The sequence below is a fragment of the Burkholderia sp. BCC1998 genome (assembly GCF_905339875.1).
GTDB lineage: Bacteria > Pseudomonadota > Gammaproteobacteria > Burkholderiales > Burkholderiaceae > Burkholderia.
Genome location: NZ_CAJPHE010000037.1, coordinates 19,979 through 42,433, shown reverse-complemented (window position 1 = coordinate 42,433; position 22,455 = coordinate 19,979). Strand labels below are relative to the sequence as shown.

18 protein-coding genes and 6 pseudogenes are annotated in these 22,455 nt (G+C 59.1%); 14 read left to right on the top strand and 10 right to left on the bottom strand.

Annotation, left to right across the window (positions count from 1 at the left end; translation table 11 throughout):
• The 4 genes from U5A56_RS35460 to U5A56_RS35445 form a co-directional block, all read left to right on the top strand.
• Positions 1–639: ABC transporter ATP-binding protein (locus U5A56_RS35460; RefSeq protein ID WP_321927142.1), on the top strand; the 639-nt coding region annotated here is incomplete at its 5' end.
• Positions 640–649: 10 nt separating this feature from the next.
• Positions 650–1,537: a branched-chain amino acid ABC transporter permease gene (locus U5A56_RS35455; protein WP_257775756.1), complete on the top strand. Its 888-nt coding sequence runs from the start codon at positions 650–652 to the stop codon at positions 1,535–1,537.
• A gap of 11 nt (positions 1,538–1,548) precedes the next feature.
• Entirely contained in the window at positions 1,549–2,562 is a 1,014-nt protein-coding gene (locus tag U5A56_RS35450; protein ID WP_257775757.1) for a branched-chain amino acid ABC transporter permease, read from the top strand.
• A gap of 201 nt (positions 2,563–2,763) precedes the next feature.
• Positions 2,764–3,786, top strand: a complete 1,023-nt coding sequence (locus U5A56_RS35445) for a zinc-dependent alcohol dehydrogenase family protein (protein ID WP_257775758.1) — start codon at positions 2,764–2,766, stop codon at positions 3,784–3,786.
• A gap of 431 nt (positions 3,787–4,217) precedes the next feature.
• Here the strand turns inward: U5A56_RS35445 and tnpB are convergent, their stop codons facing one another.
• Positions 4,218–4,358: an IS66 family insertion sequence element accessory protein TnpB gene (gene tnpB, locus U5A56_RS37265; RefSeq protein WP_374692796.1), complete on the bottom strand. Its 141-nt coding sequence runs from the start codon at positions 4,356–4,358 to the stop codon at positions 4,218–4,220.
• Between the two features lie 376 nt (positions 4,359–4,734).
• On the opposite strand from tnpB, the pseudogene U5A56_RS35435 reads away from it, so the two are divergent.
• A pseudogene (locus U5A56_RS35435) lies at positions 4,735–5,267 on the top strand (integrase core domain-containing protein); the annotation flags it as partial.
• 437 nt (positions 5,268–5,704) lie between these two features.
• Positions 5,705–7,402, top strand: coding sequence for a tannase/feruloyl esterase family alpha/beta hydrolase (locus U5A56_RS35430; RefSeq protein WP_257775759.1), 1,698 nt, complete (start codon positions 5,705–5,707; stop codon positions 7,400–7,402).
• Between the two features lie 219 nt (positions 7,403–7,621).
• On the opposite strand, the gene U5A56_RS35425 is transcribed toward U5A56_RS35430, so the two are convergent.
• Entirely contained in the window at positions 7,622–8,272 is a 651-nt protein-coding gene (locus U5A56_RS35425; RefSeq protein WP_257775760.1) for a TetR/AcrR family transcriptional regulator, read from the bottom strand.
• A 343-nt stretch (positions 8,273–8,615) separates the two neighbouring features.
• On the opposite strand from U5A56_RS35425, the gene U5A56_RS35420 reads away from it, so the two are divergent.
• Both U5A56_RS35420 and U5A56_RS35415 read left to right on the top strand, forming a co-directional pair.
• The gene (locus tag U5A56_RS35420) at positions 8,616–9,413 is read left to right on the top strand and encodes a Crp/Fnr family transcriptional regulator (RefSeq protein WP_257775761.1); all 798 of its coding nucleotides are present in this window, start codon (positions 8,616–8,618) and stop codon (positions 9,411–9,413) included.
• Positions 9,414–10,185: 772 nt separating this feature from the next.
• Positions 10,186–10,338: pseudogene (locus U5A56_RS35415) on the top strand (transposase); the annotation flags it as partial.
• On the opposite strand, the gene U5A56_RS37260 reads toward U5A56_RS35415, so the two are convergent.
• The 4 genes and pseudogenes from U5A56_RS37260 to U5A56_RS35400 form a co-directional block, all read right to left on the bottom strand.
• Positions 10,336–10,656, bottom strand: a complete 321-nt coding sequence (locus U5A56_RS37260; RefSeq protein WP_415749257.1) for a hypothetical protein — start codon at positions 10,654–10,656, stop codon at positions 10,336–10,338. The pseudogene U5A56_RS35415 and the gene U5A56_RS37260 sit on opposite strands and share 3 nt — an antisense overlap.
• A 354-nt stretch (positions 10,657–11,010) precedes the next feature.
• Positions 11,011–11,250 (bottom strand): annotated as a pseudogene (locus tag U5A56_RS37255) (GlxA family transcriptional regulator); the annotation flags it as partial.
• 52 nt (positions 11,251–11,302) lie between these two features.
• Positions 11,303–12,454 (bottom strand): hybrid-cluster NAD(P)-dependent oxidoreductase, encoded by a 1,152-nt coding sequence (locus tag U5A56_RS35405; RefSeq protein ID WP_257775762.1) that lies wholly within the window; start codon positions 12,452–12,454, stop codon positions 11,303–11,305.
• 8 nt (positions 12,455–12,462) lie between these two features.
• The gene (locus U5A56_RS35400) at positions 12,463–13,722 is read right to left on the bottom strand and encodes an aromatic ring-hydroxylating oxygenase subunit alpha (protein WP_257775763.1); all 1,260 of its coding nucleotides are present in this window, start codon (positions 13,720–13,722) and stop codon (positions 12,463–12,465) included.
• A 274-nt stretch (positions 13,723–13,996) separates the two neighbouring features.
• Between U5A56_RS35400 and U5A56_RS35395 the strand changes: the two genes are divergently transcribed.
• Both U5A56_RS35395 and U5A56_RS35390 read left to right on the top strand, forming a co-directional pair.
• Positions 13,997–14,917: a LysR substrate-binding domain-containing protein gene (locus tag U5A56_RS35395; RefSeq protein WP_257775764.1), complete on the top strand. Its 921-nt coding sequence runs from the start codon at positions 13,997–13,999 to the stop codon at positions 14,915–14,917.
• 281 nt (positions 14,918–15,198) lie between these two features.
• Positions 15,199–16,374: pseudogene (locus U5A56_RS35390) on the top strand (M24 family metallopeptidase).
• On the opposite strand, the gene U5A56_RS35385 reads toward U5A56_RS35390, so the two are convergent.
• Positions 16,268–16,855: an FAD-binding protein gene (locus U5A56_RS35385; protein ID WP_257775768.1), complete on the bottom strand. Its 588-nt coding sequence runs from the start codon at positions 16,853–16,855 to the stop codon at positions 16,268–16,270. The pseudogene U5A56_RS35390 and the gene U5A56_RS35385 sit on opposite strands and share 107 nt — an antisense overlap.
• A 296-nt stretch (positions 16,856–17,151) precedes the next feature.
• Between U5A56_RS35385 and U5A56_RS35380 the strand changes: the two genes are divergently transcribed.
• The 3 genes and pseudogenes from U5A56_RS35380 to U5A56_RS35370 form a co-directional block, all read left to right on the top strand.
• The gene (locus U5A56_RS35380) at positions 17,152–17,679 is read left to right on the top strand and encodes a hypothetical protein (RefSeq protein WP_257775769.1); all 528 of its coding nucleotides are present in this window, start codon (positions 17,152–17,154) and stop codon (positions 17,677–17,679) included.
• Between the two features lie 15 nt (positions 17,680–17,694).
• Positions 17,695–18,078 carry a helix-turn-helix domain-containing protein gene (locus U5A56_RS35375; RefSeq protein ID WP_257775788.1) on the top strand — a complete coding sequence of 128 codons (384 nt, stop codon included), beginning with the start codon at positions 17,695–17,697 and terminating at the stop codon, positions 18,076–18,078.
• Positions 18,079–18,122: 44 nt separating this feature from the next.
• Positions 18,123–18,212: pseudogene (locus tag U5A56_RS35370) on the top strand (IS4 family transposase); the annotation flags it as partial.
• Positions 18,213–18,219: 7 nt separating this feature from the next.
• On the opposite strand, the gene U5A56_RS35365 reads toward U5A56_RS35370, so the two are convergent.
• Positions 18,220–19,383: an IS3 family transposase gene (locus tag U5A56_RS35365; RefSeq protein ID WP_257775770.1), complete on the bottom strand. Its 1,164-nt coding sequence runs from the start codon at positions 19,381–19,383 to the stop codon at positions 18,220–18,222.
• Positions 19,384–19,521: 138 nt separating this feature from the next.
• Between U5A56_RS35365 and U5A56_RS35360 the strand changes: the two are divergent.
• Positions 19,522–19,614: pseudogene (locus tag U5A56_RS35360) on the top strand (hypothetical protein); the annotation flags it as partial.
• 60 nt (positions 19,615–19,674) lie between these two features.
• On the opposite strand, the gene U5A56_RS35355 reads toward U5A56_RS35360, so the two are convergent.
• Together U5A56_RS35355 and U5A56_RS35350 are read right to left on the bottom strand one after the other, a co-directional pair.
• Positions 19,675–20,706 carry a GlxA family transcriptional regulator gene (locus tag U5A56_RS35355; RefSeq protein ID WP_257775771.1) on the bottom strand — a complete coding sequence of 344 codons (1,032 nt, stop codon included), beginning with the start codon at positions 20,704–20,706 and terminating at the stop codon, positions 19,675–19,677.
• 85 nt (positions 20,707–20,791) lie between these two features.
• Entirely contained in the window at positions 20,792–21,799 is a 1,008-nt protein-coding gene (locus U5A56_RS35350; protein ID WP_257775772.1) for a LysR substrate-binding domain-containing protein, read from the bottom strand.
• Between the last annotated feature and the right edge of the window lie 656 nt (positions 21,800–22,455).

The window sequence follows — 22,455 nt, the reverse complement described above, 5'->3', positions numbered from 1 at the left end:
AGCTTTTCGGTTAGCAAGGGCGAGGTCGTCACGTTGCTTGGGCGCAATGGCTCCGGCCGTACGACGACGCTGCGCGGAATCATGGGGCTGACGGGTACGAGAAGGGGATCCATCAAGATCAACGAGACGGAATCCATCCATCTGCCCACCTGCAAGATTGCCCGTTTGGGTGTCGGTTATTGTCCCGAGGAACGCGGCATTTTCTCGGGGCTGTCGACCGAGGAGAACTTGATGTTGCCGCCGATGGTATCTAAGACGGATCGCGGCATGTCGATCGACGAAATCTACGACTTGTTCCCTAATCTTGCCGAGCGCCGGCGCAGCCAGGGAACGCGCCTATCGGGCGGAGAACAACAGATGCTCGCGGTAGCGCGGATCCTGCGTACCGGCGCGAGGCTGCTTCTGCTCGACGAGATTTCTGAAGGGCTCGCACCAGTCATCGTGCGCGCACTCGCACGCATGATCAGCAAACTAAAGGAGAAAGGCTACACCATCGTGATGGTGGAGCAGAATTTTCGGTTCGCCGCGCCGTTGGCAGACCGCTTCTATGTCGTCGAGCATGGGCGTGCGATCGAGCACTTCACGGCCGATGAACTTGACGAGAAGAAGCCTGTTCTGACCGAATTGCTTGGTGTGTAGTGAGGGAAACATGGAAGAACTACTGGGAATTCCGCTGCCGGCACTGACGAGCCAGTTGTTGATCGGTCTCGTCAATGGTTCGTTTTACGCACTGCTTTCACTCGGCCTTGCCGTGATATTTGGGATGCTCAACGTCATCAACTTTGCCCACGGCATGCTGTACATGCTTGGTGCACTACTGACTTGGATGGGACTGAGCTACCTGGGGCTCAACTACTGGATCATGTTGATCACCGCACCGATTGTCGTCGGCGTATTGGGGGGCATTTTCGAAAAGACCATGCTGCGTTGGCTTTACAAGGTCGACCACATCTATGGTCTGCTGTTGACATTTGGCATCACGCTGGTAGTGGAGGGCCTGTTTCGGTCGATCTACGGGGCATCGGGGCAACCCTATTCAGCGCCAAGTGTGCTCGCCGGCACGCTCAATCTCGGTTTCATGCTGCTTCCTGCCTATCGTGCCTGGGCCGTCGTTCTCTCCCTTGTCGTTTGTTTTTCGACCTGGTATGTGATCGAACGGACGAAGCTCGGCGCGTATCTGCGCGCGGGAACGGAGAATCCGAAGCTGGTTGAAGCGTTCGGCATCAACGTGCCGGTGATGATCACGCTAACCTACGCCTTCGGTGCCGCACTGGCGGCGCTGGCTGGCGTCTTGGCCGCTCCAATAGTTCAGGTATCGCCGTTGATGGGAACGAACCTGATCATCACGGTGTTTGCTGTCGTAGTCATCGGCGGAATGGGCTCGATTGTGGGTTCGATCCTCACTGGCCTTGGATTGGGTGTCGTCGAGGGATTGACGCGCGTCTTTTACCCGGAAGTTTCAGCGACGGTCGTCTTCATTGTCATGGCGGTCGTGCTGATGTTTCGCCCGGCGGGGCTGTTCGGTAAAGGGAATTGAGGAGTATCTAGGTGAACAAGAAAATCGGCTATTCGATCGCGCTGATCGCGATGCTGGTCGCACCAGCTTTCATCTATCCGGTGCTGCTGATGAAGTTGCTCTGTTTCGCGCTGTTTGCCTGCGCCTTCAATCTCCTGATCGGCTTCACCGGGTTGCTCTCATTCGGACACGCCGCGCTTTTCGGGGGTGCGGGCTATATTGCCGGATACGTCTTGCGTGACATGGGTTATCCGTTTGAGATCGGGGTGATTGCAGGAACGCTCGGCGCGGCAGTGCTGGGTCTCGCGATGGGCGCGCTGGCAATCCGCCGAAAGGGCATCTACTTTACGATGATTACGCTCGCCCTCGCGCAGATGCTGTATTTCTACTGCCTGCAGGCACGTTTCACTGGCGGTGAAGATGGCATGCAGGATGTGCCTCGGGGATGGTTGCTGGGCATGTTCAATTTGGCCAACGATATGACGATGTACTACGTCGTTCTCGTCATCACGGTCGCGGGATATATCGCTATCCTGCGCATAGTGCAATCACCGTTCGGTCATGTGTTGAGGGCGATCAAGGAGAACGAACCTCGCGCTATCTCCCTTGGCTACGACGTCGACAGTTACAAGTTGCTCGCCTTCGTGTTGTCGGCTGCATTGGCAGGGTTGGCCGGTGCGACAAAATCCGTGGTGCTTGGATTTGTGACATTGGGAGACGTACATTGGACCATGTCGGGCCTCGTCATCCTGATGACGCTTGTCGGCGGACTGGGAACGTTGACAGGGCCGGTGGTCGGTACACTCGTTATCATTTTGTTGGAAAATCGATTGAGCGATTTTGGAGACGGGCTGGCGAATCTGACGCAAATCGAATGGTTCCGTGATCTTGGCGAATCCGTCACGATCGTCACGGGCCTCATCTTCATTGTATGCGTTCTTCTATTTCGGAAGGGCATAGTAGGGGAGTTTGCCGGTCGCTTTCAGCTTCGGAAAAAGCGGCGGGCAGAAAATTCCCGGCAGGCAATGTTGGACACCGCGGGTTAATCTTCCTAACGAATCAGTTTTCTTTGGCATTGAATGATGAGCTTTCTCGACTAGAACGTGATATTTTTGGAAGTCGTGCATCGTATCAACGATGCTCGCAAATCGGGCGTAGAGGTGAAGAGGGTAAGTTACTCCGTAGATAGAAAATTCGTATTTTGTGAATATGGCGATTGCTGTGTGGATTAATTGCCCGGAGAAATCATGCGTGTATATCAGGTTGAAAACGAATGGACCATGGACAATCTCCGCATTGGAGAGCGCCCAATTCCCGAGCCGCGCGACGGGCAGGTGCGCATCAGGATGCGGGCAGCAGCCCTGAATTATCGGGATTCTTTAATTCCATTCCGCGGCTATGGAAAGCGCATGCAGCAGTTGCCGCTCATTATGCTAAGTGACGGCTTCGGTATCGTCGATGCGGTCGGTGCCGGAGTTACCCGAGTTCAACTTGGCGACCGAGTATGTCCGCTGTTCTACCAAAGTTGGCTGGGGGGGCCGCCCAGTAACGAGCGGTTCCGATATAGCCTGGGCTGCGAGCAGGACGGTACGATGTCGGATTATCTCGTCCTATCGGCCGAAGGGGTAAGTAAGGCACCGGCACATCTTGACGAAGTCGAAGCGGCAACGCTGCCGACGGCAGCGGTCACGGCCTGGCGTTCGTTGGTCACTGAGGGGAATCTCAGACCGGGGGAAACGGTGCTCATACAAGGAACCGGCGGTGTATCCCTGTTCGCTCTTCAGTTTGCCAAACTGCTCGGTGCCCGCGCGATCGTGATTTCATCCAGCGATGAAAAGCTCGCTCGAGTGCGTGCGTTGGGGGCGGATGAAACAGTGAACTATCGCGAGAATCCTCAGTGGGGAAAGATCGTGCGAGAAATCACTGGTGGTCACGGTGTCGATCATGTTGTTGAAGTAGGCGGGGCCGGCACACTAGAACAGTCATTACGTGCGGTTCGCACCGGTGGCTCGCTGAGTATGATTGGCGTGCTTGCAGGTTCGGAGCCGACGATCCCGCTCGGCCAAATTGTGACGCGCCATATCCGCCTGCAGGGCATTACTGTGGGAAATCGAGACGATTTCGAAGCGATGGCAGCTGCAATCGCACTACATGAACTACGTCCGGTCATTGATCGGGTATTTGATTTCGAATCGTTGCGGTTGGCACTCGATTACATGGCATGTGCGCAACACTTCGGGAAGATCTGCATTCGACATGCATCGGGCTGAGCAGAAGGGGAGTGAAGTAATTGATTTGCAAGTGCGGTTGTTGCCATTATTCGAGCTTTCGTCTTTGTTTTGATGGAAACGTATCATCTTCAAGAATTCGATGCCGTAGGATTTGGAGATTCGTGAAGAAATATAGATATGCGAATAAACAGTCAGGTTGTGCGTGTACGCCGAGATGAAGTTTAAGATGGCGAGGTTGGATGCGCATGTAGAGAAGCGCCAGCGTGGCTACCGGACAATGGGGCACAGTGTGCACGCGTGCCGGGAATCCCCCGTACCATGTTCGCGATCGATGCTTGCTGCGCGAGGACCCGAGCCTTGAGCTCAGCGACGATAGCCGAAAGCGGCGTATCTTTGGACACGCGTCGCAGTTTACGAGGCTTCGGTGCGGTTTACAACATCGACAGAGCGGCAGGATGTCGCGGATGTTGCTAGTCGATGCCCTTGAGTACCATCGACAGTTGGGCGCTCGTCAGAGGAATCTTTCCGCCGTCGGCCTGCGACCAGATAAAACGGTCTTGCTCCAATGGTTTTGCAGGCAACCAGAGCCAAAAGTAGAACCCCGCGTGCATTTGGCGGGTTCTGCGCTTTCAGTTAGCCCCGGGACGGATAGTCACGGTTGTGCCGTAGACCGTCGCAAGGAAACCCCGTCGGTGCTTAGAAGCGGTGGACGATACCTAACCCTGCTGCGAACATACGGCTCGAGGACGACGGAGTCGACTGGAAGCCGTCGCCTATTGATGCTGTTGCATCGATCTGCCGGTTCGTCGCGCCTGCCGCCGTGAACGTCGGTGTGCTGAGCGTGTGGCCGTTCGCGCGCTGGAACGCTCCCAGTGCGTAGAAACCGGTACGCTTGGATAGCGCGTAGTCCTGGGACAAAACTGGTGGTACAGCGCTGCGTCGTCGATATAGGAATAGCATTGGGATCTCCGAGATCGTCAAAGCGGATACCAGTACACGGCGATCGACGACTTCTCTCGGTCCCGGGTACTGGCAATCTGCCCCACGCAGAAACGCCCGAAATACACTGCGCATTCTTGATCGCGTCATTGAGGAGATGCCGCTCACAATCCAGCGTATCCAGGCCGATCGAGGCGGCGAGTTCTTCGCCGAGTCGGTACAACGGCGCCTAATGAGCGAATGCGTCAAATTCCGACCGATCCCGCCACGCCCGCCAAACCTCAATGGCAAGGTGGAGCGTTCACAGCTCACCAACCGCAACGAATTCCGGTCGTATCATCCGCCGACCGAGAGTGCGATCGACCAACGCATTAAGGAGTGGCAGTTCGACTACAACTGGCGGCGCTCGCACCACTCATTTGGCGGCAAAACGCCTGCCGATCGTATCGCGGAGCCAAGCGATATCACACCTCTGGCGGCGAATGGGAGAGGCGCCCACGACGAAACCAAAGAGCGAATTCGGCATCGCGAATGGCGTCGATAAGACCCTCGCCGAACATCATCGGCGCGCTAAAAAGTGAAGCGATGTCGGTGAATCGCACAGGTGATCGTAATACAGCGATTTCTAGTTCTTCATCGCGCCATCTTATACGACCCGTCACGCAACCTGACAATGCCTGCCGAACAGCACCGAGCTGGCCATGAATCCGGCCGTTGCTGCATCCACCCCCATCTGTTTTATGAGGAACGGCAATGCAGCGCCCACAACGGCCAAGTCATATCTGTCAAGCACGAGAAGCTGCCAAGCTGATTACTTCTACATCTTCGATCGAATACGGCCCGAGATTTCAAATCGTCTTGCACAAGACAATCCTCCGCAGGCCGGGTCGGTATGGTCGGTATCGAGATCCTCTGTCGCCAAGGTCGTCAATGACGGCGTATCTCGAAAGATCATTTACTTGAACGATATCGACGCGTGGACAACTAGAAGTCCCGGCGTCTGCTAGGAGACAACGTCATGAAGTTCACGAAAGTCAGGCCGCAATGGCTTGCACCTGCTGTGGCAACACTATCAGCCTTGCTCGTCGTTGGTTGTGGAGGAGGTAGCGACTCTGTCGTAGCCGATGCCGCGCCTCAGTTAACACCGGCGCAGCAGTGCGCGGCGCTGCAGGGTTCGGCCGTACCAGCCTCCGCGATTGGTTTGCCAACGACTGGCGCCACGATTTCTTCTGCAACGCTAATTTCTGCGACAGCAGCGGGCAATACAAATGGCGAGTTCTGCAAGGTCGTGGGAGGGATTCATCCCGTGGACCCGGCTGCACCGGACATCAAGTTCGAAGTGGATTTGCCATCCACTTGGAACGGGAAATCTGTTCACTTCGGTGGTGGCGGGCTTGATGGCACTGTTCCGGACACAACAGGCTTCACAAACACCAGCCTCACACTCTATGGCGAACCGAAGGGCATCCTGACCCCACTGGCGCGCGGATATGTGACGCTTGCGAGCGATAGTGGGCACGAAGGAAGCTTTGGGGATGGCAGGTTCGCTCAGAACGATGAAGCGTTAGCGAACTATGCCGGTGACCACATCAAGAAAACGCACGATGTCGCTCTGTTCTTGACCAAGCAGCGCTACGGGGCGACGTTCGCGCATAGCTACTACATTGGAGGTTCTGGCGGCGGTCGTCAGGCGCTCATCGCTGCGCAGAAGTACGCCTCAGACTACGACGGCATCATTGCGACGTATCCGGCGTCCGGGCTCATGGGGCTGGCGTTCCAGATGGGGCGAATCTCTCAGGCCTCGCTCGCGCCAGGTGGCTTCATCAACGCTGGCAAGGCCGCTGTTCTCAAGAAGGCCGTGATGTCGGCCTGTGACAGCCTCGACGGCGTGGCAGATGGCCTGATCAGCAACCCCAGTCTTTGCGCGTTCGACCCGGCTACGGTCCGATGCCCAGGGGGCACCGACACGGGCGACACTTGCCTGTCAGACGCTCAGATCCGCACCGTCAATACCATGGCCACGCCGCTGAATACGAGCTTTGATTTCGCAAACGGGCTTCACAACATCCCAGGATACAACGTGCTCGCTGGCACCGATTTCTGGGGTGGTCCATTGCTTCCGCTGGGTGATTCTCAAGGCGACGCCGTACTGGATCCCGCGACAAGTCCAGAGGATAAGTGGTCGTTCTTCTATGCCTTCCCAAATAGCCTCTTGCGATACGCCATTGCAAGGGATCCCTCGCTTGATCTGATGTCCTTCAACTTCGCCAATCCAGGGACGCTCACCGCAAGAACCCAGACAGTGAGTCAAATGGTGGATTCCACAACCGTCAATTTGGACAGCTTCAAGAACCGAGGTGGGAAGGTGATTCTCCAGCACGGGCTATCAGACCAATACATTCCGGCCCAAATGTCGATCGACTACTACAACCGATTGCTGGCAGACTACGGACAGGATGCGTTGTCTTCCTTCCTCAAGTTCTATTTGATTCCCGGCGCTGCGCACGGCTTCGGGGGGCAGTTTGAGGGGGCATATGACGGGCTTACTGCTTTGGACAACTGGGTCACGAAGGGTACGGCTCCGCAGAATCTCGTCATTACCGACTTGAACCCACCCACTGCGGGACGCACGCGGCCTCTGTGCGAGTACCCCCAGTGGCCGAAGTACGTCAGCGGGGACGTGAACGTCGCCACAAGCTATACCTGCGCTAATTGATCCGCTGCCTGCGGCGACTTTGCAGCGGGCAATCAAATCACCTCACAACTTCAATCCTCTTGTGCTGCCGGCCGAATACACGAAGCTGGCAGCACATCCGCGCAGCGCAAAAGACTTAGATGTAGTCGGCGCGACAGAATCCGGTAGAGGGCGCGGTCGCGGGTTAAAATCGTCATCTTCGGCTCGCCGGTAGAGAGCGGCTCATTCCTGGAGGAGCGACTACACAGTCGGAATCCTAAAGGCGGGCGCTTGTAAGCCCGAAACCCCTCTCAGACAAAACATGATGATGGCCGAGCCGTGGGCGGCCGTCTGGACGGCATCCGCTGCAGCGTTGTTGGCGAGCGGCGCCACTAGACCTTCGAACAGGCAGCCGACTATGCAGTCTGCCGATGCGGCGGCATCCTGTGGGGGGAACTCTCCATTCGCCATACCCTGCTCGATGATCGTCTTGAATACCCGGGCCAGTGCTCGATGATAAGTGAGCCGAGCGGCTTCGACATCCGGCTCAACGGGTTCAGCGACTAGGGCGTAGGCCAAGCGCCGGCCTCGCAACGCGCGACTCGCGAAAGTCCAGGCAGCCGCGCCAAGGCGTTCTAGTGCTGCTCCATCACGCATGGCGATGCCGGCTACGACGTCGACTTCCCGTTGCGCCGTCGTCTTCACGAGTTCTACCAACAGCTCGGTCTTGGACGGAAAGTAGCGGTACAACGTGCCGATCGCGACGCCGGCGGCTTCCGCAATCAACGACATCTGGGCTTCTCGGAACCCAGACTCCGCCACCAAATCTCGTGCGGCCTTGAGGATCAGCGGATGTTTGTCGGCACCCCGGCGACGAATCCGGATGCGCGGAGGGATATGTGGAATTTCCATTTCAGTTATGCCTGCTTCTCGACGAGAATTGACCGGTGCGTCGATCATTCCAATAGTAGAGATTATAGCCATCTACGTACAAACACCTACCCATGCTTTGCTTGACAGCTTCTCTCACGGGACATAGTCTAAAGCGAATGCATATTTCACTTAACGAAAATTCACGCCTCATCCCGTTTCGAGCGGTGCCGGAAGCGGGAATTGGGCCGAAATCGGGAAGACTGCGGGTTTTGCACGGAGCTTGCCACATGCCCGCGGTATCACGTCGGCTCGGGCGCTCCGCGCAAAGGTAAATCATGCAACTGCGCAATACTGGCTCCAAATGATGAACCACGTGAACGGCATGCAAGCCAAACGAGCGGAAACGATGCGAGTTCCGCCCGTCGTCCGGTCAAAATCCAGCGGCTTGGTCGACTCATCGCTTTGTGATCGCAATGAGGGCTCGAGCAAATCTGGCCATCTAACTCTGGAGGCGTTTCTCTTGCGAGCACCGTGGTACGCGAATCTCTCTGTGGAGGCGAAGACCCGAGTGCTGCGTGATAGCTTTGATCGATCCTACGATGCTGGTACCGTTGCGTGCCATCGAGGAGACCCTGCCGACCACTGGCTTGCGGTGATGGAAGGGATCGTGAAGGTCGATACCGCCTCGAGGGAGGGGCGGGCCATCACATTTGCGGGCGTCCCTGCCGGCTCCTGGTTCGGTGAGGGTGTTGTGTTGAAAGACGAGCCACGACCCTATTCTGTTGTTGCGATCCGGCATAGTCGCCTAGCATTCGTACCCAAGTCGACATTCCTTTGGCTCCTTGAGCGGAGTCACTCTTTCAGCAGATACGTGATCGATCAACTCAACGCGCGATGTGGCTACTACGTTGGGCTGGTACACAACCTGCGGCTGCATGAAGCATCTGCGCGGGTGGCATTCTGTTTGGCAGAGCTTTTCAATCAGCAGCTCTATCCAGCCACGGACAAGACGTTGGGCTTCTCGCAGGAAGAGATTGGGAGGCTTTGCGGTCTGTCGAGGCAGAACACTAATCGGGCCATCCACGAATTGGAAGATGCAGGGTTAGTGGTCGCTGAGTACGGGTCGATTCAGATACTGGATCTGGATGCACTGCGACAATTTGCACGCTCCGGGGACTAATGAGGCACAACCGCAGTGCGGTAGCGCGGGGCCTGAGTTGCCTACCCATCTCACAGCGTTTCGCGCAATTTTGACGGATGCTTCTTTGGCCCTCCTCCTCAGACAGTTTCTCCATCGTTCTGTGACGTGACGGCTTTGCTCGACTGCAGGCCAATATCGGTCTGGACCGCGATCAATCGGCGCGGAGGCCCTGAAATTCCTGCCGAGATACATTTGCGGCCGAGATACTGCGAGCCACAGCATGTGTTGAAGCCCTTCAAAACTGCTAATCGCGCCCATAGATCACGCCAATGTAATAATCCTCTCGAACCGTATTCAATAAGGCACAGCGGCGGTTTCGAGCACTTTTCAAGGCGTTGTATGAAATTCATCGGTGAGGATGGCGTTTTTCGTCAGAGTGAACCAATCGCCTAGATGAGACCGGTATGTTCGAAGAACTGCATAAATGGGCTACGACAATGGCGGCCATGCAGTCGTGAGCCTACACGCTACGGACGCAAGGCGACCGCAGGCGGGTCTACGTACCCGGCAGCTCTACTATTCGAAAAACCATCGACTGCTTCACGAGGTCGAATCACACACGACGAATCGACGACGTCTTGGCGGGTAAAGCCAGTAGCGGCCGCTGAAATCAGCCTCTTACGTTGACATAATATGTATTATCAATCGAAAAAATGTAGGTCCCAAGTTCAGATGTCGCGTTTCCGCTAAATAAAAATGTCGTGTTTTGGCCTGTAGGTTGATCGCCGACACCCCACAGGGAGCGCCGGCGATGAACGCGACTGGGACGATCACCATGACGATGCGTGAAGTGGACCGGTTCAAGGTCATTGAGGTGGTAGCCGAGTATCGGCTCAAGCCCGGCCAGGCGGCCGAACGGCTGGAGTTGACAACGCGGCAGGTTCGCCGGCTGGTCGCCCGGCTAGCTGCCTGCGTTTTCAGCGCGAAAGAGGCGACTCGTGTTCATGCCGCGGGCGGCCGCGCGCCGGAGCACATCTTGCTCGATCCGCGGGACGCACGACGCCCCCCAATACGGGTCATGCTCCCGCATGAACGGCCCTGCGAAATCCCAGAAAAGGAAGTCGACGAAGACGTCCCTTCGCGTCGAGACGGTCGGAACCTGTTCGCCACCTTCGGCCGCAATCTGCGCCGAGCTGTGGCCGTCGGCGTCGTGGGCGTCCACGTCGCTGGCCAGCGCGAGCAACTCGACGCAGGCCAGCGACTGGGCGTGGGCCGCGAACATGAGCGCCGTGCGCCCTTCATGGTCGCGCTGCGTGGGATCGCGGCGCCCATCGAGCGCATCCACTCCGCTAGAGCGTCGCCGCCCGTCCATCGATGCATCGCGGCGGCCATCTTCAACGGGGTGCGGCCGAAGCGGTCCGCCGTGAGCGGCACGCCGGGCGCCACGAGCTGGCGCAACCGCGGCAGCGCGGTGTGGCGTTTGTCGGTTTGCGAGAGCAAGAACGAGTAGAAAAGCGCCGAAGCGCCGCTGGCGTCCACAATCGTGGGGTCAGCGCCGGCTGCCAACAAGATCGCCGGCAAGTCGATGCCTTGCTGCGTGCAGCGATCACGAGCGGCGTGCGCCCTTGGTAGTCTTCGGCGGCGGCGCGGCGCCGACGAGCGGATGCGCGTGCCGCATCGCGATGCCGTTGCTGGCTTCGACTGGGTGGCCGTCGATGGAGAACACCGTCCAGCGATAGTGTTCGGTACGGTCCACGTAATTCGCCACGCGAAGGGCTTCGATCGCATGCGAGAACGCGATCATCGAATACGACGGCAGCGAGAGAAAGCCGAAATGGCGCGGGCGTGAAGTGAGGAAAGCCGGGGTATCAGGCACGGTGGCAACGCCGGAAGGACGACGGGGTCGACTGGTGTCGGGACGACGGCCGCTACAGATCGAGCACGAGATCCGACGTGGGACGGCTGCAGCACATCAGGCGCAGCCCCTTGTCGATTTCCCGCTGACGGATACCGCCGTTGTGCTGCATGTCGACCGTGCCGTCGAGCACCACGGTCTTGCATGTTCCGCAAATGCCCTGGCTGCACGACGACGGCAGCGCGACGCCCGCCTTGCGCGCGGCCGACAGCACCGTCTCCGCGCCACTCATCGGAAAGGTCTTGCCCGACTTGGCGAGGCGAACCGTATACGTGCGGACACCCGCCTCGGCCCCCTGTTGCGGCGCGTCGACCGCGTCCGCGGCAGGTTCGACCGTTTCGGCGAAGTTGAAGCTTTCCTGGTGATAGCGGGCGGGATCATGACCACCCTGCGCGAGCAGTGCCTGAGCGGCGTTCATGTAGCCCGCCGGGCCGCACGTGAAGACTTCGCGGTCGCGATAGTCCGGAACGTGCTGTTGCAGCAGTTCGAGGCTGAGCCGGCCGGTCGGTCCGCGCCAATCCGGCTCGGTTCCCGGGGCCTCGCAGATATGGATCACCTTGAGGCGGTCGGCTTCCGCACTCAACCGCTCCAGCTCATCGCGAAAGACGATGTCGGCGGGCGTTCTCGCGCTGTGCACGAAGACGATGTCGCGATTCAGTCCGAGGTCAATCGCCGCTCTCGTCATCGACATCAGCGGCGTCACGCCCGAGCCGGCGGACAGGTAAAGCACCTTCGCGGCCGGCCCCGACGCCGGCGTGAAAATGCCGGACGGGCCGAACGCGTGCAGTTCGACGCCGAGCCGCATGTTCGCATGCAGCCAGTTCGACATCACGCCGCCAGGCGCGCGCTTGACCGTGATCGACAACGTGTACGGCCGCGTCGGCGGCGACGATACCGTATAGCAACGGCTGACCGGCACGCCGTCGACGTCGGCCGACACCGTGATGAACTGGCCGGGCTCGAAGCTGAAGGGACGCCCGTCCTTCGCGCTGAACACGAAGGTACGGACGTCGTGCGTCTCGTCCCGCACGCGACAGCACACCAGCGTCTTTTGTTCGCTGCTGTCCCACTGGACGTCCGCGCGTTCCCAGGTAGCGGGATCCGAGAAACGATTGGTCGCGGCGGCGGCCGGATCGGCCACGCAAAGGTTATCTCTGACAGTCATGACGATACTCAGATGCCGTGAGCCTTCAGGCGCGCGTCGTACCAACGTGCGAACTGTTCGAGCGCGCCTTCGGTATACGTCGAGTACGGGCCAGGGACATAGGCGGGGTCCTGCGTCCCGCTATGCGTGATCCCGACGAGGTCGGCGTCCTGCCGGGTCGTGGCGACCCACACTTCGGTCAGCGTCTTGACGTCGTAGTCGACGCCTTCGACCGCATCCGCATGCACGAGCCACACCGTGCGCACGACCGTCCTGTCGGGTGCGGTCGGCAGGGTGTACGCGACGACCGCGTGGTCGCTCATCACGTGCGTCCACGAGTGATGGGTCCACATATGCACGTCGCCGAGATCGCGGCGCGGCAGATCTCCGAGCAGCTTCGTACACGCGACCTTGGTATCCATCGTCTGCGATTCGCAGGCGCCGGCAATGACGAGCCGCTGGGTGCGGAAATTGGTCTGGACGCTCTCTTCGACCGATTCGAACGCCTCGCAGATATAGCCGTCGTCTTCCCACTCCTTCTTGCGCGCGGCATTGTGGGCGAGATAGGCGTCGTAGTCGCGTAGCGATTCCTCGCTCTGGCCATCCGGGCAGAAGCCGAAGTCGTGCGCAAGGAACGATTGCGTGAGCTCCGGGTGCGTACCGCCGCAGTGATAGCACTCGCGGTTGTTCTCCATCACGAGCTTCCAGTTACCGTTCTCGACGATGGTCATCTCGTGCGCGATCTTCGTGCGCTGCATGTCGTGCGGCGTGAATCGCGGCGCCATCACCGTCTCGAGCTTCGAGAAATCCTCCGGCGCTTCGTCGGCAAGGCAGACGAACACGTGCGCGCCGACCACCTTTACGTGCACCGGGATCAGGCTGCGGCACTTCGTGTCGAAATCCCTGCCCATGTGCGTCGCGTGCTTCAGGCTGCCGTCTAGGTCGTACGTCCACTGGTGATACGGGCAAACCAGCATGCCGACGGTGGCCTTCGTCGCGCTCTTCATCAGGCGCGCGCCGCGGTGGCGGCATACGTTGCGGTACGCGCGGATGTTCTCGTCGTCGTCGCGCACGACCAGGATGGACGACTTGCCGATATCGACCGCGTAGACGTCGCCCGGCTCCGGCACGTCGGCCGTCACCGCGACGAAGATCCAGAGCTTCTCGAAGAACACTTCGACGTCCGTCTCGAACACATCCTGCCGGCCGAGAAGCCCGGCCGGCAGCCCGTGCCCGGGTTTGCGGCTGTCGAGCAGTTCACGGTGGGTCTTGAGCGGAACGGCAGACATCGTACACCTCCAATGGGGTTGATTTTCGCTATGCTTTTTTCAAACTTTGAGCGAAGTATTGGAGGGGCAATTTCACGCGTCAACGCGCTATATTTTCTCGGTCGCATTACTTTATGTTATGCAAGAACGCGCACGCCGCCGGCCCCTTGGTTAACCCGAATCCGCGCGTTGGAAACGCGCGAGTCGGTACGAGCCCGCATCGCAACATCGGCGACTTGACCGGTACAATTTGGAGACACACGATTCGCCCCGGCCGCACGAAAAACAGACTCAAATGACGAAAGGAACAAAAGGATACCGGCGGATCGTGCCGTCGCTGACTGCACTGGTCGAATTCGAAGCAGTCGCCCGCCTCGGCAGCTTCACCCACGCGGCGGCCGAACTCGGCGTGACCCAGGCGGCGGTCAGCCGGCAAGTGCGCTTCCTCGAGGAAACGCTCGATGTGCGCCTCTTCCATCGTCTACACCGCTCGATCTCGCTGACGAACGAAGGCGAAATGCTTTATCTCGCTGTCGCCGAATCGATGCAGCGAATCGCCGGCGCATTCGACCGTCTGTCGACGGGCGCCGACCAGCAGGAGCTCGTGCTCGCGTCGACCGCATCGTTCGCGCAGTTCCGCCTGCTGCCGAGGCTGCCCAAGCTCAAGCACCTGAACCCGTCACTGAAGCTGCGGCTGACGACCCAGATGTTTACCGCGGACCTCCGCCAAGTGGAAGTCGACGTCGCGGTGCGCTATGGCGACGGAAAGTGGGCGGACGGAACCTCCATCCTGCTGTTCGACGAGGAAGTGTTTCCGGTGTGCTCGGCCGCCTTCATCGGGGAAAACAGCATGCCGGCATCCGTCGAGGCGCTCGGCGCGCTTCCGCTGATCGAATCCGACTCGACGTCCGAAGGCTGGATGGGCTGGGAAGCGTGGTTCCGCTCGGTCGGCCACCGTCCGGCCAAGCTGAACTACGCGCTGCGCTGCAGCCTCTACACGGATGCAGTACAGGCAGCCCGATACGGGCAGGGTGTCGCGCTTGGCTGGAGCCGACTCGTGCACGACCTGCTGGCGACCGGTGAGCTGGTCCGGATGCCGGTCGGTTCGTGCAAGACGAGCGATGCCTATTTCGTCATCGTGCCTCACGGCCGTTCGTTGACGCCCACGGTCACGCAGTTGATCGATTGGTTACGCGAGGAACTTCCGGTTCGGTGACGCGCCGCGCCGGCCCGGTTGCCGCCGGCGATCCCGATTCGAACGGTAGCGGCATGATGCCGCTCGCTCGCGTCGCCTGCTGTCGAACCCGACGACATCGCGGCCATCGTCAAGTACCGTCCTTCGTATAATTTAATGTAATGTGATTATGAAAATATAGCGCGTTGACCGGCCCTTTCGGCGTTTCGATACTGATTCAAAGGATCCCGCCCGCGCACGAAGCGGCAAGCGCGGCGCTGCCATGAGTCCGGACGGATCCATAACGACGAACTCGAGGAGCAATGTCAGCGGTCAGCACGCTTCATGCGGCGACAACGATGCAAACGAACGGGGCCGCGAGCGTTCCGGACGATCTGATGGAGCGCGTGCGCGCGTATCGCATCGATCGGGTCAGGAAGGAACTCGTTCGGCGGGACTGCCCGGCCATCGTCCTGTACGACTCGGTCAACATCCGCTATGCGACCGATACGTCCAACATGCAGGTCTGGACCGGGCGTAATCCGACGCGCTACGTGATCGTGTTTGCACATGGGCCCGTCATCGGCTTCGAGTTCCACAATTGCGAGCACGTGTGGAAAGACAGCACGCTCGACATCGAGCTGCGCGGCGCCACGTGCTGGAATTTTCAGTGCGGGCCCGGAATCGGCGCACAAGGCCCGACAGTGGGCGCGCGAAGTTGCCGATCTGCTGCGCCAGCACACGCCGTCGGAGATGCGCATCGCAGTCGACAGGCTCGACGCCCGAAGGCTTTTGCGCGCGGCAGGAAGAAGGCGTGCGCGTCGCGGACGGGCAGGCGCTGATGGAACACGCGCGCGCCGTGAAATCTGCGGACGAACTGCAATTGATCAAGACCGCCGTCGACGTGTGCGAGCCCGGCATCCGGCGCATGCGCAACTTGTTGACGCCGGGAATGAGCGAATAGGATCTCCGGGCCCACCTGCACTACGAGAATATCCGGCTTGGCGGGGAATGGATCGAGACGATACCGGTCTGGTCGGCCCGTTCGGCTATTGCGCGGATATTTCCAGAACCTGGACGGTCGGCCATGTTCGCCCGACCGACGCCCAGTGCCAGCTCTATGCCGCCGCGTACGCGCAGCTGATGACCAACATGGATTTGCTGTGTCCGGCATGGCATTCAGTGAGTTCGCGAAGCGCAGCTGGAAAATGCCACACGCGTATCAACAGAATCGCTACAGTTGCCTCGCGCACGGCATCGGCATGGTGGACGAGTATCCGTCCGTCGCGTACTACATGGATTGGGACAGCGCCGGCTACGACGGCACGTTCGAGAGCGGGATGACGTTGTGCATCGAAAGCTATATCGGCGCGGAAGGCGGCGACGAAGGAGTCAAGCTCGAGCAGCAGGTGCTGCTGACTGAAACCGGCTGCGTGCCGATGTCGACGTTTCCGTTCGAAACGGACTGGGCCAGAACGCATCGGTCACCTGCAGCGTGATCTCCGACACCACGCCGAACATGCCGATGTTCACCTGCGTCGCATGCAGCAGGTCGCGGTCCTGCCGGTCGCTTACCTTCATGATCGAGCCATCCGGGCGCACGATGCGCATCCCGACGACCTGCGACGACAGGTTGCTGAGCGTCGTCCCCGTGCCGTGCGTGCCGGTGGCCAACGCGCTGGCGATCGCCTGCGAATCGATGTCGCCCTGGTTGACGAGCGACAGGCCGAGTTTCTTCACGTGCCGCGTCACCGCAGTGATTTTGGTGCCGGCTTTCACGGTCACGCGCTTGCGCGCTTCGTCGACCGCCACGATGCCCTGGTAATCTTGCAGCGACAGCAGCAGGCCGCTGGTGGCCACGACGGGCGTGAACGAGTGCCCGGACCCGGCGCACCGCACGTGCTTGCCCCGCCGCGTCGTGGCATGCACCAGCGCCGCGATTTCGGCCTCGCTGGTCGGCGACGCCAGGTGCGCGGCCACGCACGACTGATTGCCGACGCAGTTTCTCCAGAATCCGCCACGGGGAAGTTCCGTCACCGTCTCTCCAGCGTCGTATTGGTGCCAAAGATAGGGTGCCGAAGGTTTTCCACTATCGGATCTTGGCAACTCCGGTTTTTGACGAGGCAACACCGGGCCTGCGCTTTTTTGACCGGCGCGGCGAGCGGCTACAATGAATCGATCCGGCCCGCCCCTCGATTACGCCGTCTGCCCACCCGAGCGATTTCTCCGGCGACCCGCTGTTCGCGCGAACGGTCGCGTTCTGCGCGTTCACCGACGTGGAGGACCAGGCGCGCGCGTTCGACGGCTGGAACATGAACTACACGCAGATCTCGGGCGGCCCGTTTCACGGCTCGTCGTCGATCATGTCGCTGGGCGGCATCAAGCTGCTGGTCGAGGATCTCGACAAGGTCATCCTGCAACAAGGCGCGGTGCCATTGGTGCGGATCGCCGTCGCCGTGCCGCTGGAACTGGAAGGCCACGCGCGCCTGTGCGGCGAGAAGAGCGGGCGCGACAGCCTACACGTGTTCTCGAGCCAGCCGGAATTCGAGTTCTATTCGCCTGACCGCCATCTGCTCGTGAACGTCGAAATCGAGCCGGAGAAACTGTCGACGCCACCGCTGCGCACGGTGGCCGAGTCACTGCGCGCTCGCACCCACGCGCCGGTGATCCCGATGGCGACCGGTGTGGCTGACCATCTGCGCGACCTGCTGCGCCAGACGCTGGTCGCCGCCGTAAAAACCACACGCGTCGACGACGTGTCGACGCAGGACAGGATTGAACTGCTCGAACGCACCGTGCTGTAGGCGATCTCGGAAGTGATGACGGCCGCCACGCCGGACGCCGGCGCACGGATCGTGCGCCCGACGAAATACTGGTCGCTGGTCAGTGCGGTGCGGGAGCGGCTGCAGGATGCATCGACCTGCCCGCTGTCGATCGCCGAACTGTGCGTGGAACTCGGCGTCAGCCGGCGCACCACGCAGTACGCATTCCGGGATACGTTGAACCTGAACCCGATGGCGTACCTACCTGCCGTGCGGCTGAATCACGTGCGCCGCGAGCTCCGGCTCGGCGACTCGGTGACGTCTGCCGCCACCAAATGGGGCTTCTGGCACCTGAGCAGTTTTGCGCAGGACTATCGCGCGATGTTCGGCGAGCTGCCGTCGATCACGGGGAAGCGCTACGCCGCGCGCCGGGCGATCTAGCCCCGCCGCCGCCCAGCCTACTACGGTCGCTCGTCCTGCTGATTCTGGCCGTGTTCATGGTGGTGGCGTGGCGCATTCTACGTCTCCTGAGATTAGGCCGCACTTGCCCGGACCTCGCTGCCGGACTGCTGTTTGTAGTGGTCAACTAATCCCGGACACTGCGTTAAGTTTTTCTTCCGCAACCGCCGGCACCAGTCCGTCATTGAACTGATGCGGCCGTATCCAGTTGTACCGGTGCATCAGGTAGTGGCTGATGTCCCGGTGTGCCTCCTGCGCCGACATGTAGCCCACTGACGGTAGCCATTCGGTCTTGAAGCTGCGGAACAGCCTCTCCATCGGGGAGTTATCCCAACAATTTCCTCGACGGCTCATGCTCTGCTGTATCCGATAGCGCCAGAGGCGCTGACGGAATTTCCGGCTTGCATATTGGGCGCCTTGATCCGAGTGAAACAGCAAGCCTTGCGGTCGACCACGTTGCTCATAGGCCATCTCCAACGCCTGCACGACCAGATCGGCATCAGGGCGTGTCGAGAACGGCCAGCCAACAACCCGACGCGTGAACAGGTCGAGTACTACGGCCAGATAATGCCAATGGCCCTGCGCCCAGACATACGTGATGTCACCACACCACACCTGATTCGGCGAACCAACCTCGAATTCGCGATTGAGATGGTTCGGGATATCGATCCGCTCGACCGTGACCTGCTTGTAGGCATGGCGGCCCGGCTGCTTGCAGATCAGCCCGAGTTCTTCCATCAAGCGGCTGACCTTGAAGCGGCCAATCGCTGTACCTTCCTCGCGCATCATGCCCATGATGCTGCGGCTGCCAGCAGAGCTTCGACTCTCGATGAACAACTCGTGTACCCGGCTACGCAGTGCCATGCGCTCGGCATCAACGCCTCGGGCTCGCCCTCGGTTTGCATACAGGTAGGACCGCGACACGTCGAATACCGCGCAGATCAGCTCGACCGATTCGCTTGCGCCAATCTGATCAATTACTTCGTACGTTCGATGCCTTCCGACATCAAGAGCGCGGTAGCCTTTTTTTAAAATGGCTTTCTCACGCTCGAGGCGTTCGATACGCGCCTCGAGTTCCTGAATACGTTGTTGATCCGGCGTGATTGCCTTGCCCTGCGGCGTGATGCCCTGGCGTTCCATCTGAAGTTGCTGCACCCAGCGGCGCAGCACCGTCTCGCCGACGCCGACCGAGCGGCTTGCTTCCATATGGCTATAGCCTTGGTCGAGCACCAGACAGGCGACTTGCTGTTTGAACTCCGGGGAAAACGTACGTCGTTGCTTGCTCATCAGACACCTCTTCATGGCGAACATTCTCGCCTAAATCAGTGTCCGGCTTCATTAGACCACTACAGTTTGAGCCCGACGAATGGAAGGCGGCCTAAATCTTCAACAAGAAGAGCCCGACCGACAACCCGCCGCAGTTGAATGAAGTGGTACGGCTCGTCGCCACGCTCGGCGGCCTCCTCGCTCGAAGGCGATGGTGAGCCTGGTATCAAAACCATCTGGCTAGGCAGGCAGCGAATCGTCGGCTTCGTTGCGGACATCAGGTATATTCGCGAGGTTGAGCTACAGAATGCCTTAAATGTCGGGCGTTGTTTGAATGTTTGCCAGCCGCGTCGCACGATAAACGTTCGGCGACACATCGAATTCTTTCCGAAACTCCCTACCGAAGTGCGACGCGTCCGAAAATCCGCACGACATCGCAATATCCGCGATAGTCCGATCGGAACTCGTCAGTAGCCACGACGCCATCCGGATTCGGATATGTCTCCAATAAGCACGAGGCGTCTTCCCGGTTTCAATAACGAATAGCCGTTCGAGGTGCCGAACCGACACTTCAAGCCGGCGTGCCAGTTCCGATTGACCAAGCGGTTGGCCGATATGTTGCTCCATCAGGAGGACCGCACGGCGGACCTTCGGATGCGCCGCAGGCGCCAGGCCCGGGGGATGAGGTTGTGGTGCATTACCCTTCTGTGCATCGTCCACGAGCAGAATGCGAAGAGCCTTTTGTACTATTGTCGCGTCGACGTGGCGCAACAGAATAGCTGCCGCAACGTCAATCGAAGCACGTCCACCCGAACACGTAATGCGGCGTCTATCGATCACAAATAGTCGATCTGCAACGATATTGCGCTCGTCAGCTCCCGGAAAACGCTCGACGAAATCCCAATAGTGAAACCAACTGACGCAGATACGGTGTCCGTTCATTGTACCGGCCCGCATCAGTGCGAACGCACCGGTACAAATCCCCACAAGCGTGGCCGATGCTTCCGCCATTGCGCGGATGAACGCAAGCGTTGCGTCACCAGCTGGCGGCCCCGAATGCAACAACCCACCGACTATGACGACATAATCGAACGCAACAGCGTGGTCAAAAGTCATCCAAGGGGCGACTTGAATACCGCAACTCGCACGCACTGGCACGAGACTTTCGCCGATGATCGTCCAGGAACAACGGACTGGGCGACTCAAATCACCTTCATCGCTCGCCAACCTCAGCAAATCGACAAATCCGGAGAATGCGGTCAGAGTGAAATTGGGTAGTAAGACGATTCCGAAACGGATCTGCTTCGAATCTCCGCTTCTAGCGTCGATGGAATGGCTAACCATGGAACTGCCTATGTAATTGCCGTCCAAAGAATCAAGTATTTCCGGTGCCTGTCGAACCGGTTCGTCCGCTTCTCATTCAACTTGTTCAACTGCTAGCGCCAGACGACGCGCTTGTGTCGAGCCAACCGTGCATCATCGCCTCGACTTCGTCGTTCAACCAGTTTCGAAACTGGTGATACTCCGGCCGAGCTCGTGAATTGCGATGTGTAATCAAATAATGATGACGATCGTGAAACGTCAGCACGTCGGGCACCGGCCGAATTAGCCGGCCTTGGTCAATTTGATGATGCAGCAAGTGATGCCAACCAAGCAGCGTACCCTCGCCAGCCTCGGCTTGGGCAACGAGCAGCCGATAGTCGTTGCTCTCGAAGTGCTTGTTTTCGAACTGCCCATCAGTGCCATCCCCTTGTTGGAACCAGTTTCGCCATACTCGCCAATCCACGTGCTCACATACTTGCGCTCTACCGAGGAGTGACAAATTCAGCGTTGGGCTGGCAAGCAGGTCTAAGGGCTTCAGTGACTGGCCTCGAAAATACCTATCGTGGAAGGACGGGCTGCAAACCGGATAAACGATGTCATGGAACAACGGTTCGACTTCGAATTCCGGCTCGCGCGGCGGATTTTTCGTGATGATGACATCGGGCTCGATGAGCCCGTCCAACTCCATAAAATGCTCCGTCACCATCACATGCAGCCGGAAATCGGGATACTTCTGGCGAAACGCGGGAAGCCGAGGCGATAACCAGAGCGCCGAGAATGTGTGTGACACGCATACCATCAAGGCGAGCTTGTCGGTCCGGCGCACTGCCTCCGCCGCCTCCGCGATGTTCATAATCGACAGATACGACGCGTTGTAAAGGATTCTTCCGGCATCAGTCAAAGCAATATGCCTGCCCGTACGTTCGAATAGGGCGACGTCCAGCGAGTCCTCGAGTTCCTTAATTTGTCGGCTAATCGCCGCCTGCGTCACACACAGCACCTCGGCCGCCTGAGTGAAGCTTTCGTATCGTGCCGCTGTGACGAAACACCGAAGTGCTCGGAGTGACGGCATCTGCGCGAGGAGACGGTCTGAAAACATCTGCTTTTTCAACATGGCATCACTCTAAAATCCGATCTTCGTTGTACAGTTGCGGCCAGCCGGTCGCCTCGCTCCGATAGACAGAGACATTCATCGTACGCTGACGCTTTCAGAACCCGGAGGCTACAGGTTGCGAGCCCACCTACCCGCGTGCAAACGCCCCATCGCTGGACCAGCGTCACGATGGTGCCATTCAGCTTGTGAACGCCTAAGCCCAATTGTCGGAAGCAATTTTGGAGACCGCAAGACGCATTCTTCAGTGATATCGCCACGACAGACGCAATGCCCGAGTATCCACGCACGAGATTGCTTCGTTCGCTTCATTTCTGCATACTAGCTGGACAAAATTTCATGTATGCCATCCTAGCGCGGCGCTTGTCGCCCGTCGTACCTTGTCGGCCTCCAGCACTGCCTTAGCAGGCTCAATTATCTCCTTCCCGGATGACAGCGGGTCGAACCATCGCTGCTCTCCGCCTCCAACAATCTTTCCAATCACGAAAGCAGCGCCGTTGCGGTTCCCGCCGGATGATGATTGACCGTACCCTTTGTACTCTGCCATGGCGGAGATCTGTATCGCCTGCGTCACCACGGTCGTTAAGTAAATATACTTGGCCCTTCGCGAGCAGAATCGTGGTTTTAAGGCTGCTCCCGCAACGTCATAGAACGAGAAT